General features: G+C 47.2%; 13 protein-coding genes. 9 read left to right on the plus strand and 4 right to left on the minus strand.

Annotated elements, in window-relative coordinates; all coding sequences use genetic code 11:
- Positions 1-7: 7 nt before the first annotated feature.
- Entirely contained in the window at positions 8-1,900 is a 1,893-nt protein-coding gene (locus tag CW749_RS01965; RefSeq protein WP_237322287.1) for an ATP-binding protein, read from the minus strand.
- Positions 1,901-2,036: 136 nt separating this feature from the next.
- Between CW749_RS01965 and murE the strand changes: the two genes are divergently transcribed.
- From murE to CW749_RS01980, 3 genes are all read left to right on the plus strand, one after another.
- A complete protein-coding gene (gene murE, locus CW749_RS01970) occupies positions 2,037-3,215 on the plus strand; it encodes a UDP-N-acetylmuramyl-tripeptide synthetase (protein ID WP_180958301.1) in 1,179 nt (392 codons plus the stop codon).
- Positions 3,216-3,291: 76 nt separating this feature from the next.
- Positions 3,292-4,866 (plus strand): hypothetical protein, encoded by a 1,575-nt coding sequence (locus CW749_RS01975; RefSeq protein WP_237322289.1) that lies wholly within the window; start codon positions 3,292-3,294, stop codon positions 4,864-4,866.
- A 12-nt stretch (positions 4,867-4,878) separates the two neighbouring features.
- Positions 4,879-5,556 (plus strand): tail fiber domain-containing protein, encoded by a 678-nt coding sequence (locus tag CW749_RS01980; RefSeq protein ID WP_101110193.1) that lies wholly within the window; start codon positions 4,879-4,881, stop codon positions 5,554-5,556.
- Positions 5,557-5,579: 23 nt separating this feature from the next.
- On the opposite strand, the gene CW749_RS01985 is transcribed toward CW749_RS01980, so the two are convergent.
- Positions 5,580-6,209: a response regulator transcription factor gene (locus CW749_RS01985; RefSeq protein ID WP_101110194.1), complete on the minus strand. Its 630-nt coding sequence runs from the start codon at positions 6,207-6,209 to the stop codon at positions 5,580-5,582.
- A gap of 219 nt (positions 6,210-6,428) precedes the next feature.
- Between CW749_RS01985 and CW749_RS01990 the strand changes: the two genes are divergently transcribed.
- From CW749_RS01990 to CW749_RS02005, 4 genes are all read left to right on the plus strand, one after another.
- Positions 6,429-7,358: an alpha/beta fold hydrolase gene (locus CW749_RS01990; protein ID WP_101110195.1), complete on the plus strand. Its 930-nt coding sequence runs from the start codon at positions 6,429-6,431 to the stop codon at positions 7,356-7,358.
- A gap of 291 nt (positions 7,359-7,649) precedes the next feature.
- Positions 7,650-8,975 (plus strand): trypsin-like serine protease, encoded by a 1,326-nt coding sequence (locus CW749_RS01995; RefSeq protein ID WP_101110196.1) that lies wholly within the window; start codon positions 7,650-7,652, stop codon positions 8,973-8,975.
- Between the two features lie 294 nt (positions 8,976-9,269).
- On the plus strand, positions 9,270-12,443 hold the full coding sequence (ileS, locus tag CW749_RS02000; protein ID WP_101110197.1) for an isoleucine--tRNA ligase: 3,174 nt from the start codon (positions 9,270-9,272) through the stop codon (positions 12,441-12,443).
- A 386-nt stretch (positions 12,444-12,829) separates the two neighbouring features.
- Positions 12,830-14,290, plus strand: a complete 1,461-nt coding sequence (locus CW749_RS02005) for a serine hydrolase (RefSeq protein WP_101110198.1) — start codon at positions 12,830-12,832, stop codon at positions 14,288-14,290.
- A 155-nt stretch (positions 14,291-14,445) separates the two neighbouring features.
- On the opposite strand, the gene CW749_RS02010 is transcribed toward CW749_RS02005, so the two are convergent.
- The gene (locus CW749_RS02010; protein WP_101110199.1) at positions 14,446-15,744 is read right to left on the minus strand and encodes an aminotransferase class I/II-fold pyridoxal phosphate-dependent enzyme; all 1,299 of its coding nucleotides are present in this window, start codon (positions 15,742-15,744) and stop codon (positions 14,446-14,448) included.
- Between the two features lie 166 nt (positions 15,745-15,910).
- Here CW749_RS02010 and CW749_RS02015 point away from each other — a divergent pair, with 166 nt between their 5' ends.
- Together CW749_RS02015 and CW749_RS02020 are read left to right on the plus strand one after the other, a co-directional pair.
- Positions 15,911-16,801, plus strand: coding sequence for a dihydrodipicolinate synthase family protein (locus CW749_RS02015; protein ID WP_101110200.1), 891 nt, complete (start codon positions 15,911-15,913; stop codon positions 16,799-16,801).
- Between the two features lie 32 nt (positions 16,802-16,833).
- On the plus strand, positions 16,834-18,039 hold the full coding sequence (locus tag CW749_RS02020; protein ID WP_101110201.1) for an MFS transporter: 1,206 nt from the start codon (positions 16,834-16,836) through the stop codon (positions 18,037-18,039).
- On the opposite strand, the gene CW749_RS02025 is transcribed toward CW749_RS02020, so the two are convergent.
- Positions 18,036-18,491 carry an HPP family protein gene (locus CW749_RS02025; protein ID WP_101110202.1) on the minus strand — a complete coding sequence of 152 codons (456 nt, stop codon included), beginning with the start codon at positions 18,489-18,491 and terminating at the stop codon, positions 18,036-18,038. The genes CW749_RS02020 and CW749_RS02025 overlap by 4 nt on opposite strands.
- Positions 18,492-18,553 lie beyond the last annotated feature (62 nt).

Raw genomic sequence — 18,553 nt, forward strand, 5'->3', positions numbered from 1 at the left:
CCAACTTCTATAGCGGCACTTGCACATTAGCTAACCCGCCTCTTTCAGTCAGCTCAAAACTAAACTCTCCATTCATCTTTTCGGCTCGATTTTGAATCGAGGACAAACCATATCCATCAGATTTCTTATCAACAGAGTCTTTGGAATTTTTTCCATTGTCCTGAACCTGAATGATGAGCTCGGAGTTGTTTTGAATGCACTGAAAGCTCACTTTTGTGGCTTGTTCAGCGTGCTTGATGACGTTGGTAATCAGTTCTTGCAGAATGCGTAACAAGTCCAGTTTGGACTGTGGTGTAAGAGTCACGGCGCTGTCTTCACACTCCACAAACCATTCCAGTTCTATATTGGCAGCTTGAAGCACGGGCTCAATTCGGGCTCGCCATTGCCCGAGTAACACACTGAATTGCGCATCAAAGAGCGGGTTACGTGAATCAAGAATCAGACGTAAATCGTTCAGGCACTGGGTTGCTTTGAGCTGAATATCGGTTTGGTTGGTGCTCGGCATTCTTAGTAACGTAATCAGCTCAACGAGTTGGCTACCCACCCCATCGTGCATGTCAGAAAGCAGGCTCTGACGCTCATCCATTAATGCTTGCTTCTTTTCCAACTCATGTGCCACTGCCTGTTCTTTTTTATACAGCGCGACCGCTTCCACCACTTTCTGCTCTAAGGTTCTTTGCAACTCTTCACTGCGGTTTAGTGCACTGGCATATCGGTAGATAAGAAGCACGCACAAAGTCAGAAAGATAAGTAAGTTTGCATGGGCGCTTAGCGGGAAATGCATCTCCAGAAGCTGCATCCCGTCCAGCGAATCCAATACCCCTGAGACCACACCAATCATTCCTGCGGTTGCGAGTAACAAGGCGCTTTTGCTGCGATTGAATAACGCCTGAGTCACCAATACATAACCGATATACACCGAGCTCAAAGCAACATAACCACGCAAGGCGCTTTCGTTAAACCGCCACCAGAGCCTAGTCGGTTCATATTCATACAAAGCGAAAGACGATGCCGCCAGAACCATTGTCGCGACGCTTACAATTAACTCGACATACGGGCGTTTAAGCTGATACCAGCGATGCAAAAACAGCATCATAAACAAGGTGAGGAAAGGCTGAACTGTTACCGTCGTCATCCAGTAAGTTTGTTGGGAAATAGGCAGCGACGACACCGTAAATGTCATATTACTCATTGCCCAGCATGCAAAGCCCAAAGCAAAGAAAAGATACTCAGTGTTGTTGCGTCGAAACCACCACAGCAGAAGGTAAAACAATGTAATCAGCGGAGTCAGCCACTGCATCACAATGTGCAGCCCAATCTGCGACCAGTACTGAAACTGATAGTAAGGCTTCACTTGCTCTGGCGTACCATAAAAAACCTCGGGCATTTGCAGCCCGCCACTGGACGCGATCTTTACGGTGAGCGGCAGTTCCGCCCCTTCAAATAACGAATTGGGCAGCTCGTGATAGGAAGGGCGATAGCGAAACCTTGGCATCATGGAATCGCGGGAATGAGCAATCGGCGCAGTCTGCCAGATCAACTGCTCACCCAGATAAAACTCGGCAGTGTCACGAAAAGGCGGCAAAAAGATAGCTGTGGTCGCATTCGAATCTTTGTCGACTTTGGGAAGCGAGATCCGATACTCGCCATAAGAAAAATTGAGGTGCTGGCTGTAATTATGAGGTAGAGCGACATCTATCAGCTTGGTGGTTTCATTGCCTTTAAGAACCAGCACGCCTGACTGCACCGACGGTAAAGAGACGAGATCACCATACCTTAGCAGCGATACCAGTGCGTAAATCGCCACAACAGGCACCAAAACAATGATCGCCAAGCGCACAACTACTTCCCGAGATGCGCTTTCAGGTCTGTTCAGCGATGTCCTTTCGCTCGATTGCATACCGTTCACTATTTTATAAAAACTCAGTCTACTGCCATTTCTATCCGCTCTGCAACCAAGTCCCCCTATAACTGGGGATGGTGAATCCCCCTTATCCGCGTAACGTAAATCAAACCAAATGATTCGAAAGGATTCCATGATGAAATGGGCAGCGGTTACCGGAACTAATGGCAAAACCACCAGCGTAGAATTAGCAAGACAGTTGCTTTCTGAACTAGGTATTCATGCAGCCAGTTGGGGCACATTAGGAGTGGGATTGGGTGGGGAGTTTGAAGAAGTCCCTTGGTATTGCAATTCCAGCCAACGGGTTCACGAATTCATTCAAGATCTCACAGAGCAGAATCAGGTGGATGTCTGTCTGATGGAGTGTTTTAGTCGCCTGATCGAGATTGGTCAGTACCAACATTTCGAGTTCGATTGTGCTGCCTTTACCAACTTAACGCACGATCATCTGGACTACCACCCCACCCTCGAAGACTACCTCAATGCCAAACTTAAACTGCTGAAGCATTGTAAAGCTGGCGCTGACGTGTGGATCAACCAGCAAGATCCCATGCACCTCAAATGGGTCGCTGCAAGCCAGAGTTCTGGATTGAACGCTCGGTTATTTGCCGACTCAACGTCCACTCCCGGATGGTTTGGGCGGCTAGAGGGAAACATATTATCGCTCAACCTTAACGGTTATGTATGGCAGGGAGATTGCCCGTTTTTTGGCAAACACAACGTTCAAAACCTGCTGACTTCACTCGGCATTGTACAGAGTCTTTACGGTAAGAAAGCACTCACGCAGGCTTGCCAATATATCCCCACTCTTTCTCTGCCCCCCGGTCGGCTAGAATCCATCGCCACTAAAGGGAACCGACAGGTGTTTGTCGATTTTGCCCACAACCCAGACGGGCTTATCAAATCTCTAGATTCACTGAATCAAACCTTTGGCAAGAAACTGGTAGTGGTATTTGGTTGCGGTGGTGACCGAGACAGAAGCAAACGCGCGCCCATGGCAGAAAGTGTCAGACAATTTGCAAACCATGCCTTTATCACCAGCGATAACTCACGAAGCGAGCCGCCTGAACAGATCTTCGCACCACTCAAGAAAGTTCTGCCACATGCCCGAGTCATCAAAAACCGGACGGACGCCATTTATCAAGCCTTAAAAACGCAGCAGCCCGATGAAATCGTTGTGGTCGCAGGGCGAGGTCACGAAGGCATAAAAGTGGATTCCGCCACGGAGCTGATCGCCCCTTTAGAAAGGACTCAAAACGTGCGGGACGCCGATATTATTCATCATTGCCTAGCTCAGTTACCGCACTGGTAACTAGCACAAGAGCTAGGCAAAGCACTAATCAGAACAAAAACCAGCCAGATAACACTTATCTACACTCAAGGAGGACATGATGCGAATAGCCGTTATTGGTGATTCCGTGATGTGGGGGCAAGGCATCCCCCGTCACTTAACCTATGCGAATCAACTCGTCAGTTGGCTTCGACAAAACGTAAATAGTGGCGCAAACGTGCGGGATCTTCACCAGCCCGTCACTGGCGATTACAAAGCCCATTCTGGTGCCATCATCGGGAATGACAACGAGCACCATCGACGCCCGAGCTACGACACCAACTTGCCGCAACCCACCTATTTTGGTGACTTACCTGCGTCGTACCCGACCATAACCAGACAACTCAAAGACATCGAACAACCTGAAACCGTCGACTTGCTGCTGATGAACGGCATCGCCAACGACGTGGGGTTCAAGTCTGCCGCCACCGATTTTGAAAAGACGGTGCAGAAGCTGGATGGACTGGTCGACGACCGCCTGATCCCATTTCTGGTGAAAGCCAGAAATCAGTGCCCCAATGCGTTGATCATTTATACGGGATACTTCCCAGCCGTTTCCCCGCATTCAAAATTTGAAAGTGTTGAGCAGGTATTAGACGTGATGGAGCAAGCGGGTTCCGTGCTGCAGGAAATTGCTAACTTTCGCACCGGAAACCGTTTTTCCGACACCATTATTGAGTTTGCCGAAGCGCTTACGCCCATTGATGACATTCTCGGATGGATGGGCGACGGGCTGACTGCACCAGCTGACCAGCTCGACATCATCAAACTCAATGCTTACCTGTTCTACACTGCGATGGAACTGGGCGCAATGCGTGCAGCCAACAAGGTCAACCAACAACTCACCGCAAGTGGCAAAGCGCCCATCTGGTTTGTTCACCCCGGTTTGTCGGCAAGCAAAGCCATGTTCACTCGGCAGCCACAGGTATGGGGTTTGCGAGGCGATCCTCTGGTCACTCGCGAGCGCGTCAAGATGTGCCCGAAATATCAGGCAACGTTGAGTTTTTCTGCATCGGAAGGGTTGGAACTGGGACAAAATCTGCTCACTGCGGTGTCTTGCCAAAAAGCCCACATGCTGCATCCCAACAAATCCGGAGCAAACCAGTATTTTGCTCGTCTGCAATCCATGATGACCGACCATCACACCTTTAGCCTGCGTAAAGTGATGGGGCAAATCGCACCGAATTATCGCGTCCGTAAAGCCACGGAAGAACTCGGAATTCCATTTAATGGTTCGCTTCGAAATCTGATTCCCCATCAAACGTTAAACATGCTGGGCGCAACGCTGACCGTACAGGCGAGAAGCAACGCAAAAAAGCTGGTATTCAACCTCCATTACGGGGATCGCAAGTTTCCGCTGGTGGTGAAATCGCTGGTGAATCAGGGGGCGATGAAGCTCTATGCTTCCGAGCAAGTGGTGCTGGATACCGAGGCACGAGTTCCCATGAAATCCGTCAGCAAACTGCACCTTCGCTGCGCGACATCGGGGGTGAACAAAGTCGCTAACGTGAATCTGCAAGTGATGATCAACGGCGCGACCTTCTCATTCGATTTAGAAGAAGCCAACGGCACACTCAGCAGTACCGGAACTCCGCTACCATTCGGGCTCTTTTCTACGCCAACTCAAAACTAAAAGGACTTAATTATGACTACCGACATCAAACTAGGCACCCGCCGAATCGACAACATCGCAAACCACTTTCGTTTTGGTCAGAGAGCCGAAGAAAACAAAGGCACTGGTGTTGAGATTCTGCGCGACAACTTAATCATCACTTCGGAGTTTTCTAGCCGCGCCAACCGCACGGTTATCACCCCAAACCGTGTTCGCACCAAATCAACCGTGTCCGATAAAGTGTTCTGTGAAGAACAGGAGTGCCGCAAAGAGATCAGTGTGGGCAGTGTGGCAGCGGTGACAGAACGCATCGACAATGAAACTGGCTCAATTAAAGTCATCACCCCCAAGGACACACCCGACATTCACGTCGATGGGGAAACCGGAGCCATCAAAGCGCGTAACTTTCGCCGAACGTCTGATGAAAGGCTCAAGAAAAACATCAACCCTATCCTTTCACCACAGCAAATCCTAAGTCAGTTGAATGGCGTGACGTTTTTGTGGAAAGACAGCCACAGCAACACCACGGAATACGGGCTGATTGCGCAACAGGTGGAAGCGGTGATCCCATCTCTGGTGGATGAAGACGTAGAAGGCATGAAGAGTGTCGACTATGAAGGACTGATTCCGTTGCTGCTGGAAACCACCAAGCAACTGCACCAGCAGGTTCAACGATTGGAAGAGCGCATCATGGTGCTGGAAGCGAAGTAAGCTAGTTGAGGCAAGGGTTGAGGTTACTTGATCAGCCCCTGCTGATTGGCTTCATACACTGCTTCACAACGGCTGTTGACTTCAAGTTTGCGATAAATCGCTTTGATGTGATCGTTCACTGTGTAATGAGAAATACCCATCATATTGCTGATTTCGCTGCTTTTAAGCCCTTTTGCCAGCAAAGTCAGTACTTCGTTTTCCCGACCCGTTAACGGATTCGGCAAAGGTTCTTTTTGCCCACCCTGAATTTGGTTCAGCACATGGGCAGCCACGGCAGCACTCATGGGTGCGCCTCCGGCGAGTTGGTTAGCGATCGCCTGCTCTATCTGTTCGAACGGGGTGTCTTTCAGCAAGTAACCACGAGCACCCGCTTCGATGGCTTTGAGCACATTGTCTTCGTCGCCAAAGATGGTCAGCACCATGATTTCCGTTTTTGAGGATTGCGCTCTTAAGTGAGCGATCAGTTCCCGCCCATTACCGTCGGGTAAGCCCAGATCAACCAAGGCTAAATCGTATTGATGCCGCTTAATCAGCTCAAAAGCCTCCGCCAGACAACTGGCGCTGTCGCAATGGCTGATCTGCTCAGAGTCCGAGAGCTGAGATAAAAACTGTCGATATGCGGGAATGTCTTCAACAATCAGTAAGCGGGTCATGCGTGTCTCTAAAAATATGGGAGTACAAAGTATGGGAGTAGAAAGTTATACATCAGTTGTTGTGTGAGAAAAGTGTGCAACAGCAAAGTTCAGAGAACGGTATGTAAAACATCATCAATGGGTTCATTCTTCAATACTCAAACCACCTAGATTTTCCTTTAGCTCTTTGAATTTTTAGGTAAAGTGAACAGTTCACTGAAATGTAAAAGGAATTTGGCGTTGAATGAGAGCGAAAACGTTGCACTTCAGCAATGCGAGAGTATACAAATGAATGAAGAGTGCCGATCATCTGAAGATAAGTTTTCTTTACTCGTCGAACTCCATGACAACACCGCCATTGAAGTGAGCATATTCTTGGCAGAGGAAGTATCGGCTCCCGTTTGTATTTGTCTGCCAGCAATGGGAGTGCGTGCTGAATACTATGGCGTGCTTGCTACAAAGCTTGCCGATCAAGGTATTACCGCTATTACTTGTGATTTAAGGGGGCATGGCAAAAGCTCTGTCCGCGCAGGTCGTCACTGCAACTATGGCTACAACGATATTTTATCCACGGATATTCCGGGGATCATAGCCGCCGTTAAGCATCGCTTACAATGCAAAGAAGTGTTTATTTTAGGGCATAGCCTTGGTGGTCAGCTTGGCTTGTTGTACGGAGTTCAGTCTGAAGACGTCAAAGGTACTATTCTGATTGCCAGCGGCTCAAACTGGTACAAAAACTTACCGAAGTTAAAAGCGAGGATTGGTCGCTATGTCGGTTATCACTGCATTAAAGCACTCAGCAATATATGTGGTTACTTTCCTGGGGAACGTTTTAAATTTGCAGGGACAGAATTCAAAAATGTCATCTCAGACTGGCTACACGAATCTCTAACAGGCAGGTACAAAGTTACTGAGTCTTCATTAGACTATGAACAGCTGCTCAATACGAGCAAATTACCTGTCCTGTTTATTTCAATCGATGGAGACAGCTATGTAACGCCAAATTGCAGCCACTACTTGGCGAGTAAACTAAAATCGGCTCAAGTAGATAAGGTTACTCTAGCTCCCGATGAAGTCGGTCTTAAGAAACCCTGTCATTTCCGCTGGGTCAACCACCCTGAACGAGTTGCTGAACACATTCATCGCTGGCAAGTACGCACTTTCAATTAAGGAAGCCATACTCCCTCAAGATAGAGAGTTCATAGACCTTCAAGAATTTTCTTAATCGAATTCAATACGTTAACTATCAATAATTTCAGATAAAAGTCACCCTAACTCGTCCGATCACTGTGTTGTTTCAGCCAGCCTTTTGACACCCAGTGCATAACATTTATTAAGTGCCAATTATTTTCGAAATCAATTTGTTGAGTAAAAAACAGGCGACTACCATGCTTTATGCCCCACAAGGCATATACCCAAATCTTCGAATATTTGGGACAACAAAAATTAAAAGGATAAAGCATGAAATCACAGATGAAACTCAGCATGCTGGCAGTGGCTACCAGCCTTATGCTGCCTATGACGGCAAGCGCTTCAGACATTACCCCCAGAATTGTGAACGGCAACGACGCAAACCCAGCCGACTGGCCATTCTTCGCTCAGATCGTTCCGTCTTACAGCGAGCGCTCTTTTTGCGGTGGTAGCTACCTTGGTGAGGGCTTTGTGCTCACGGCTGCCCACTGCTTACGAAACAAACATACCGCTTTTTTTGACGTTAAGCTGGGTGGCTATAAGTTTGAAAATAAAGAAGGCACGCGCTTTGAGGTGAAACGCGTATTTATGCACCCGGAATATGAATCCGCATATGGTTTAAACGACATCGCCGTGATCGAATTGAAAACCGTCCCTGCTGGCTTTAGCGCTGTAAGCTTGGGGCAAACCAATTTAAGCCAGTACGTTCGAGTGGGCGATCCGCTGACTGTCGCTGGACTGGGTCGTACGCTTGAAAAAGGTCCGTCTCCAACAGTATTACAGGAAGTGGACGTACCTTTGGTATCAACCGAAGCCTGTAACGCCGCAGGTGGTGCCTATCAAAATGGGTATATCGGTAAATCGGCATTCTGTGCAGGCTACCTTGAAGGTGGGAAAGACTCATGCTCTGGTGACAGCGGTGGTCCAATCGTAGTCAATCAAGGTGGGCAGGTCAGCCAACTTGGTGTCGTAAGTTGGGGAGTCGGTTGTGCTCGTCCAGGGAAATACGGTGTATACAGCGATGTAACGCATTACCACGATTGGATCAAAGGGGTCATCGCCCATCCAGACGATCAAGTCTCCTTCACTTACAAAAAATCGATTCAGGTTGAAGGGTTTGAGCTTGGACAAAGCAAAAAGCACTTCTTTACCATTCGTAATACTGGCACGGCAGACATCAATATTACGTCGGCAAACTTAAGCGGTTCGGGCGTTGCAGAAACGCCAGCGATGACAATCGATAAATGCACAACCGCACCACTGCTTGCTGGCAGATCGTGCTCCATACAAGCAACATTTGGCGCTACCGCAGCAGGTACCGCAGAAGTGAAGCTGGACTTCACCATCGATAGAACAGGTACAAAGATCCACACCGCCGTAATAAAATCGACGGTTACAGACTCCTCCAACCCGACAAACCCAGGAAATGGCTGTGCGGAAGCTTGGCAAAGCGGAAAAGCTTACCAATCTGGCGATTTAGTGAGCTGGAACGGCAGAATCTGGAAAGCGAGATACTGGAACCAAACAGAACCGGCAGACACTGGAAAGTTTGGCACTTGGCTTGATCAAGGTGCAGATACTTGCACTGGGGCGTAATGGTCTAAATTTCGCGTTGGCTAGCCTGTTTTTAGCCAACGTGAAGAATGTGTTAACCAGCGCGAAGAATGTACTAGCCAACATGAAGATTACATAGCCAACCTGATTGACAGGTAAAGTACATTCTGCGATGCTGCATTTATGAACACGATCGCGCAAGCTGGTATCCAACGAATTATAATCATCATTTCAATCGGAATGGTGGGATAGCTTACGCAGCTAAGAATCTAAAAAAACCCACCTAAGAGGTGGGTTTTTTACTTAACCTCTTAGGAAAACCCATTAGAGGTAAGTATGTCGACACAACCTAGCCAAACAGCTTCGTCATCCCAAGAAGAAGCTTCATCGACCCAACCAACTTCATCAACGAAGTTCTCTTTCGTACAAGCTGAACACGATGTATTGAGTTTTTGGCAGCAAAACCAAGTCTTCGAAAAGTCACTTGAACAATCCAAAGGCAAGCCAGAGTTTATCTTCTATGATGGTCCTCCGTTTGCGACGGGCCTGCCTCATCATGGTCACCTTGTTGCCTCTACCATCAAAGACATCGTTCCTCGTTACCAAACCATGCTAGGTCATCACGTGGAACGCCGATTCGGTTGGGATTGCCATGGATTACCCATCGAGCACGAAATCGATAAAGCGTTGGGCATGTCTGCTAAAGAGACAGTGGAAAAATTTGGCATCACCAAATACAACGATGAATGCCGTGGCATCGTGCAGCGTTATACCCAAGAGTGGGAAAAAACCATTTCTCGTTTGGGTCGTTGGGTCGATTTCAAAAATGACTATCGCACCATGGAACCATGGTACATGGAATCCGTTTGGTGGGTCTTCAAGCAGCTTTGGGACAAAGGTTTGGTTTACCAAGGCGAGAAAGTGGTTGCTTACTCCACAGAACTGGAAACGGTTCTTTCTAACTTTGAAGCTTCTTCCAACTACAAAGACGTTCAAGATCCGGCAGCAACCGTTCTATTCAAACTCGATGATGAAGATGCTTATCTCGCCGCATGGACAACCACACCATGGACTTTACCTTCTAACTTAGCGCTCTGTGTTAACCCAGATATTGACTACGTAAAAGTACAGGACAAAACCGCGGATAAAACCCTATGGCTCGCCGAAGCCAGAATGGAAGTGGTTCTGAAAAACAATGAATTCGAAGTACTGGCCAAAGCAAAAGGCCGCGAGCTAACAGGCAAGACCTACCAGCCACTTTTCCCATACTTTTCCGCTCACAGTGAGAAAGGCGCATTCCAAGTACTTGCTGATGGGTATGTTTCCCTAGATAGCGGTACAGGCATTGTGCATATGGCCCCTGCCTTTGGTGAAGACGACCAACGTGTATGTCGTGAACACGGTGTAGAAATCAGCGTTTGCCCGCTAGACACACGGGGTCGATTCACAGAAGAAGTGAACGATTTTGCCAACACCTATGTGAAAGATGCCGACAAACCTATCCTTCACGCTCTTAAAGACAAAGGATTGCTGTATCGCCAAGAAACGCTAATGCACAGCTACCCATTCTGCCCGCGTTCCGATACACCCATCATCTACCGTACCGTGCCTTCTTGGTATGTAAGAGTGACAGAAATTCGCGACAACCTGGTCAAGAACAACCAGCAAATCAAATGGGTTCCAGAACATATCCAGCAAGGAAGAATGGGCAAATGGTTGGAAAACGCGATCGATTGGGCGATTTCCCGAAACCGTTACTGGGGAACGCCTCTTCCAATCTGGATCAACGAAAAAACCGGTAACCACGTGTGTATTGGTTCGATTGAGGAACTAACCAAACTGACGGGTAAAGAAGTGTCTGATTTACACCGTGATCACGTGGACGATCTCACCTTTAGTTTGCCAAACGAAGAAGGGGTTTACCGCCGTATTCCTGAAGTGTTCGACTGCTGGTTCGAGTCTGGCTCCATGCCTTACGCGCAAGCTCACTACCCGTTCGAAAACAAAGAAAAGTTTGAATCCAACTTCCCAGCGTCCTTCATTGCTGAAGGGGTCGACCAAACTCGTGGTTGGTTCTACACCCTGCAAGTACTCAGCGAAGCCTTATTTAACAAGCCAGCGTTCAGCAACGTGATTGTTAACGGCATTGTGATGGCGGAAGATGGCAAAAAGATGTCTAAGCGTTTGAAGAACTACACCGCTCCAGACATTCTGATGGAAGAATACGGTGCCGATGCTTTGCGCTTGTACTTGATCAATTCAGGCTTGGTAAAAGCGGAAGAACAAAGATTCGCAGACAGCGGCGTTCAGGAAATGGTGCGACAAGTGCTGCTTCCTTGGTACAACGGGTTCAAATTCTTTAAGACTTACGCTGATATCGACGATTGGAAAGCGTCGGGCAAACTGGACACAGATAACATCCTAGACCAATGGATCGTGTCTCGATTAGAAAGCTTAAAGCAGAAAGTAAACACCGAAATGCAGGCGTACCGATTGTACGAAGTTGTGCCGCCTTTGTTTGAATTCTTGGACGATTTAACCAACTGGTACATCCGCTTAAACCGCGCACGTTTTTGGCAATCTGAAATGAACCAAGACAAAGACAGCGCCTACGCAACGCTTTACTACTGCTTGAATACCTTCTCAACACTAATGGCACCATTTGCGCCTTTCTTGTCGGAGCATGTATATCAAGAACTCAAAGGCTACTCGCAAGAAAGTGAACAGCCACTCTCCGTGCATTTGTGCGATTACCCGCAGCCGAACACCGAAGCGAAAAAACTGGAGCTGGAAAACAGTGTCGAGCGCTTCAAACACCTCGTCGTTATGGGACGCCAGAAGCGTAACGAGATGAAAGTCAAAACCAAGACACCTCTTAGCCGCGCAACGGTCCTTCATCGTGATCCGGAAGAGTTGCGCGATGTGGAACGATTGGCCGGTTACATCAAGTCGGAACTGAATATCAAAACCCTCGAATTCAGTACTGAAGAGAACCAGTTTATCGACTTGTACGCGAAGGCGAACTTCCCTGTGTTGGGTAAACGACTTGGCAAGCAAATGAAGCACTTCGCCAGCTTAATTGATCAGTTAACCGCAGACGACATTGATCGCTTGCAGCAGCAAGGGCAAATCGACATTGATGGTCAGAGCTTCACCGAGGAAGAGATCGTCATTTACCGTAAAGCAAAAGAAGGGTTTAACGCGGTATCCAATCGATTCATTTCCATGGAAATCGACCCTAATCTCACCGACGAACTTATTGCAGAAGGCATGGTGAGAGAAGTGATCAGCCGGATTCAGAAAACCCGTAAGACCATGGGGCTAGAAGTAACGGATACCATCTCTATTTCTATTCACACCTCACCAGACGTTCAGCAATGGATCGAGAAACACCAAGACTACTTGCAAGAAGAAACGCTAGCTAACCAATTGGATTTCTCGTTAGCCGAAGATGCTGGTGAAAACCACGCTCTGGAGATGGGTGACGTTCGTATCGACGTTCGCAAATAATTCCTCTCTACTCATCTACTCACCTACTTCAAAAGGTTGGCTAACCAAGATTAGCCAACCTTTTTTATTGCCCTGCCGTAAAACTGACTGGCAGCATTAACAATCCTTAACAAAACCTCAAACTTCCATTGACCTTACTTCTGGCACATTAAATAGGCGAAACAAAATGAGTACGACAAATTATTTCACTAAATAACTCATATGGCTGTTTGCACCATCATTTTATTTAATTCTTATTCCTAGGCCGCATTTTAGAAACCTTATCTAAAGTATGGGATAAGTTTAATATAAATTGAATAAGGCTTTAATTTCATACCCAAACTGTTTGAAGCTGTGACGGTACTCGTTGCAGCTTCAAACAGGGCAGGTTTTATAGGGATTTAACTATGCGTTTACCTTTGCCTTTGACTCGTTTGAGTTACACCATTGCCGCTACACTCGCCGTCGCCATACCTTTCACTTCTGTCGCTCAGGATGCTATCACCCACGATACCATCACTCAGGATACAGCCTCTTCAAATAAGCACTTAGGCTTGTTTTCATCCTACTTTGGTGGGCTTCCACACGTTAAGTTTTATCAGCATGATGGGCAAGACTATATCTTGACAGCATGGGGACATGAAGCCATTGCCATTGACTCAGAAGGGCACTTCCGTTCTCTGGAAACGGGGACGGGAACTCAAGGCAAATTTGGTTCCGACATAAACGGAAATTACGTCAACGCGACCATCACTTATTGGGGAGCCGACCATACCTTTGCCAGAGTGGAAGATGCCAGCGATGATGAATTGGTTAACAAGATCTACCAATCGAGCTGGTTCAACAGCATAGAAACGCAATCTAAATGCCACGAAGATTGGTTGGTCAAAAATGAAGACGTCGAATACGATAAAGAAAAGCTCAATCAACTGCTTAATAAACTCAAGAACAATGACAACTTCTATCAGAAAACAAGCAGCTTTTTGGTGATGAAAGATGGGCAGTTAATTATTGAAGAATACATGAATGGCTGGAAGCAATCTTATCCGCACTCGATTCAGTCTGTCACCAAAAGCCTTACGTCACTCATGACTGGGGTCGCCATCTATGAGAACAAACTTTCTGGTATTCGGCAGCCACTCGGCGAGCTGCTACCTAACCACTCTCAGTATCTGCAAGGTGAAAAGAGCAAAATTACCTTAGAGCACTTGCTCATGATGGGTGCAGGTTTAGACTGGGATGAATGGACAGTGCCTTATTCCAGCCCTGAAAATATCCGCTATCAAGAAATGCGAAGCCACACTCCTGTTAAATTCACTTTAGATCGCCCACTAACATCCGAACCCGGTACCCAATTCAACTACAATGGCGGTATTGTTACCGTAGCTGGGGAAATCATTGCTAACAGCTATAAAAAAGAGCGATTCGCAGGTGCAGTAATCGATTCTGGTCTATCCAAACTCTGTTTTAAAAATGCCTATATATCGGCGCAAATGGGTGACGTAAGTAATACCGCTGGTGGTGGAATGTTACGCCCTAGAGACATGCTCAAACTGGGTATGCTGGTGAATAACGACGGAAATTGGCAAGGTGAACCCATTCTTGCAAAAGAGTGGATTGAAGATTCGACCCGTGGCTATTTATATACCAGCCCAGGAGCCAGTACATATGGCTATTACTGGTGGCTTGATGATCACTTTGTTGATGGTCGAGTCTATAAAACCATTTACGGTTTAGGCTATGGCGGGCAAATGATCGCTATTGTGAAAGATTTGGATTTGGTTGTGGTGAAAACCGCGACAAACTACGCCAATCGAAATGACGCAATGCACCTAATGAAAAACGATATTATCCCAATATTCAATTAATGGGATGGTGGAAACATAGATTAGCAGCTATACGTTAGTCGCCTCAAAATTTTGCTTTATCAATATCTTAGATACACCAAAGTTATTAGGAGCTTAGCTTACCACTAAGCTCCTTTTGTATTTCGTTTCAGCAATACTCTCGCCCTAGGAAAAGGTTATAGGCAAACCGAGACGATATCTTTCGCCAGTTGCTGGGCTTGTTGCTTATCCAGTTTTACCGTTGTAATTCGTAACCCTTTCGATTGGCTATCGATATCATACAAACTTCCCGGTCTGACTAACCAACCCAGTTTAGACAGTTCATAGGCACAAGCCTGACTATCACCTTTCACTGGCACCCAAACATTCACTCCTTCAATATCCTCTCGAATGGATAATCCATGTTTTGCCAATGCTTGGATCAACCATAATCGGCTCTGACGACACATCTCGCTCGTATCAACAAGTTGCTTTTGAACCGACTTAGATTGTAATGCGGTGAGAACCATAGATTGTAAAATGCGACTTACCCATGTCATGCCCGGAATCAAACGACTTTGTAGCCGCTTTGTCGTCACCAAATCTGCGGCTACAAATGCCAGCCGAAGATCTGGACCTAACCCTTTAGAAACTGAGCGGTACACAGCCCAATACTGTGCATTATCTGGGATCAGATTCTGGTATTCGCAGGTAGAAAGTAGCGCGTAGTGGTCATCCACCAACACCAGCACATTGGGGTAACGAGAAAGCACATCACGAATTTCTTGAGCGCGTTTTTCACTGTAGCAACACCCCGTCGGGTTTTGCGCTCTAGGCGTGAAGAGCACCGCTCGCGCTCCTTTTTTTAGCTGGGCTTCGAGTTCATCCGGCAACATACCATCGCCGTCCATGTTGGCTCCGACGGCAACCATACTCGCAAGTTGAATAGCATTAGCGGATCCGAGATAACACGGGTCTTCTACGGCAATTTTGTCACCGGGAAGTAAATGGGTAGCCAACAAACGCTCTAATGAGTCGACGGCTCCACCTGTTATCGAGAACCCCATTTCTTCAGGGCAGTCCGCTTTAAAACACCCTCTGCCAAATTCTTCCATTTCTGGCAATATAGGGGATTCACCATAAACAAACTGCTTAAAATTACTTTGTTGCGCAACTTGGTTTAGATCGGGGAGCCACTCTCGTTTTAAGTTTCCATCCGCCAGATCCACCAATTGAGTTTCGGTTACCCCGTCATGCTGACCGGCTGCTTGCCGAGCTTTTACCCTAGTTCCCAACCGGCCTTTGGTTTCCGCCAAACCCGCTTTCACCAAGCGTTGATAAACACCAGCAACCGTATTTCTGTTCACGCCTACTTCTTGAGCCAGTTCCCTTACTGGGGGCAAAGCACAGCCCTCTTCAAGCTCTCCAGAAGCAATGAGCGATCGAACCGACTCAAAAATTTCTTGGCCAGTTTGTCCTTTTATCTTGATTTTCATCTTTGTCCTATGACAATATATTTATCGAACTATGACAATAAATGTTTCGCACTAGGACAATGATAACACTCTGATCTTTCCTTTGCAGGATGCTGTGTATCCCTTTATGCATGAGTTCAAACATTTAAATTCCTCTCTACCACTAACGCTTAAAGGAATACGCGATATGTTTACTGGATTAAGTGGCTTCCCTATCACTCCTTTTACTGACGACCAAATAGATCACTCAGCCTACGCTAACCTTATTAATCGTTTGGTCGACGCTCAAATTGATTCTATCTGTGCGCTCGGTTCGACTGGTTTATACCCTTATTTGAATACTAAGGAGAAAGAACAGGCAATCCAGATAGCTGTAGAACACGCTGGTCATATACCCGTACTTGCAGGCATTGGCTCATTGAGGCTAAGGGATGTACTCGCCAATGCCGAGCAAGCCGAAAAGTTGGGTGTGAAAGGGCTTCTACTTGCTCCCCTTTCTTATCAGCGATTAACCCAAGAAGAAGTGTATGAATTGTACCGACAGGTTGCAGAACAAGTGTCTGTACCGATTTGCGTTTACGATAATCCACCCGCAACCCACTTCACTTTCACTGACGAACTTCACACTGAAATCGCAAAGTTGGAAATGATCAAATCGATCAAGTTCCCGGGTATGCCATTTGAAAAAAATGGAGAACAGCGAATCCAGCAGCTCAAAGCTATTCTGCCTTCCGATGTAACTATTGGTGTGAGCGGTGATGTTTTTGCCCCTTCTGGTATCCAATCGGGCTGTGATATCTGGTATTCCGTGCTGGCGGGGCTTTTCCCTCGTACCGCCCAGCATATCTTCTATCGAGCTCAACAATGTAATTCCAAGCAAGCCACAGAGCTTTCACAGAAATTTGATCCTTTGTGGGATCTATTCTCTGAAAGTCTGGGCGGAATGCGAGTGATGGCATCTGCCGCAGAAATATTAGGGTATGCCGAAGCACCATGTTTACCCGCACCACTCACTGGGCTTAACACCGAGTCGCAAGCAATCCTTCACACGCTTATTTCAGAGTTAGAACTGATATAAAACTCACGGAAAAGAAGAATAGGAGCAAAAGTATGGACGGTATAAGCAAAAAACACCCTGAGCTTAATAACACTTCTGCTCTCCTTACTCTTTTCGCCATTCTTGCCAGTTTTGCGCGAACAGCGACAGGTGCCGCGACTGTCGGTATTTTGGTTTTGGCTGCTGAAAATGGGATTAACGGTCAACAAATAGGCATACTTGCCGCGTGCCTTACGGCTCCGCATTTACTGGGTCCTATTTGGGGACGCTTCTTGGATACAGTGGCCGATTCACGCAAGTTAATCGCTTTCGCTGCTTGCTGTTACAGTGCATTTTTACTGTTGGCAGCTCTACTTTTTCCTACGCTTCCGTACCCTATATTGACTGCGATTTTAGTTGTGTGTGGTGGTTCCGCTCCCTTTTTGATGGGCGGTATTAGCGGACAACTCAACCACCTGTTTAAAGCCAACCAGCAGTTAAGAAGAAAAGCACAAGGGTGGGATGTCGCTTGTTATGCCATAGGCACAACCATTGGTCCCATACTGGTGGCTCTACTTACCAAAAACTTCGATGCTCAGGTAGCCGTGGCGACCATTGCAATACTACCGTTGATCACTGCCTTTTTGGTGATGAGGCTTCCTAAACATGAAAAACAAACCAACGACAGGCAAACAGTGCCTACCGTTACCGTTGTCGCAAAACAAATCCTTCAAAACGGTGCGTTGAGCCGAACCCTCTACCTAACCATGTCCACTTCTTTTTCTTTGGCGGCGTTACCCATTTGCGCCATCTTTTTGGTGTCGGGCTGGCAGCAAGACCCAGCCAGTGCCGCGACTCTCGTGAGTGGTTATGGAATCGGTAACTTGCTAGGTTCCCTATTTTTAATCCGATGGCCAAATCAGAAGGAAGCCGATCCTAGCATGACAACCTCTGCCCTCGGTGTTGCTGGAGGGATCTTGCTTATCGCGACTGCCTCGTCCTATTCATTAGGGCTCGGGGCTTTTCTGATTTGTGGCATTACCAACGCCTTTTTCTTTGCTGCAACTTTGGCAGCAAGGACGGAATATGCCCCTCCACAAAGTGCTTCTCAGGTCTTTATGTGGATTGCCGCAATGAAAATTGGGGCTGTCTCGATTGGTAGCTATCTCGCTGGAGTGTTGGCAGAGCGCTCTCCCCAAACAACATTATGGGCTAGTTTACTCATCGTGTTGGGGGTCGCTGCTATTAGCCAGCTTCACCGGTATTATGGCAAGCACTAGGGTCTGTTGAGTAAGCGACCTTGCAGTAATTGAAACAGCTTACCTACAGCGACAATGATCAACGCCCCACTCAGCACAGGGAAGAGCAAAAACCACCAGCTTTGCCCAGATAACATAATAAGTATTGGGTTCGCACCAGCAGGCGGGTGAGTCGTTTTCGTTAGTAACATCATAGAAACACCTAGCCCCGTCGCTATCGCCAACGTTAATGGCGTTACCCCAATCCATTGCGTAAAAATCACCCCGATTAAGGCGGTAATCAAATGCCCTAGCACAACATTTTTCGGTTGGGCTAGCGGGCTATTGGGTAAGCCAAAAACGAGGACCGTTGTCGCCCCGAAAGGCGCCATTACCAACGCGACTTCGGTTATTGATGCTTCCATGTGCGTTAAAACACCAATTGCGAATGCTGCCCCCACCCCTGCTATACAAGAAATTAAAGAATTGTTCATATCATCTCACTCAAAAAAGTAGACAGACCTGTCTACAAAATAAAATAGACAAGTCTGTCTAC

The organism is Vibrio sp. vnigr-6D03 (genome assembly GCF_002835515.1).
In the GTDB taxonomy this organism is placed as follows: Bacteria; Pseudomonadota; Gammaproteobacteria; order Enterobacterales; family Vibrionaceae; genus Vibrio; species Vibrio penaeicida.

What these genes read in the sequence shown, in the direction of transcription:
- ileS (WP_101110197.1), top strand. Translation starts at nt 9,270, where the DNA reads ATGTCGACACAACCTAGCCAAACAGCTTCGTCATCCCAAGAAGAAGCT.
- CW749_RS01965 (WP_237322287.1), bottom strand. Translation starts at nt 1,900, where the DNA reads ATGCAATCGAGCGAAAGGACATCGCTGAACAGACCTGAAAGCGCATCT.
- CW749_RS02005 (WP_101110198.1), top strand. Translation starts at nt 12,830, where the DNA reads ATGCGTTTACCTTTGCCTTTGACTCGTTTGAGTTACACCATTGCCGCT.
- CW749_RS01975 (WP_237322289.1), top strand. Translation starts at nt 3,292, where the DNA reads ATGATGCGAATAGCCGTTATTGGTGATTCCGTGATGTGGGGGCAAGGC.
- CW749_RS01980 (WP_101110193.1), top strand. Translation starts at nt 4,879, where the DNA reads ATGACTACCGACATCAAACTAGGCACCCGCCGAATCGACAACATCGCA.
- CW749_RS02025 (WP_101110202.1), bottom strand. Translation starts at nt 18,491, where the DNA reads ATGAACAATTCTTTAATTTCTTGTATAGCAGGGGTGGGGGCAGCATTC.
- murE (WP_180958301.1), top strand. Translation starts at nt 2,037, where the DNA reads ATGATGAAATGGGCAGCGGTTACCGGAACTAATGGCAAAACCACCAGC.
- CW749_RS02015 (WP_101110200.1), top strand. Translation starts at nt 15,911, where the DNA reads ATGTTTACTGGATTAAGTGGCTTCCCTATCACTCCTTTTACTGACGAC.
- CW749_RS01995 (WP_101110196.1), top strand. Translation starts at nt 7,650, where the DNA reads ATGAAATCACAGATGAAACTCAGCATGCTGGCAGTGGCTACCAGCCTT.
- CW749_RS01985 (WP_101110194.1), bottom strand. Translation starts at nt 6,209, where the DNA reads ATGACCCGCTTACTGATTGTTGAAGACATTCCCGCATATCGACAGTTT.
- CW749_RS02010 (WP_101110199.1), bottom strand. Translation starts at nt 15,744, where the DNA reads ATGAAAATCAAGATAAAAGGACAAACTGGCCAAGAAATTTTTGAGTCG.
- CW749_RS02020 (WP_101110201.1), top strand. Translation starts at nt 16,834, where the DNA reads ATGGACGGTATAAGCAAAAAACACCCTGAGCTTAATAACACTTCTGCT.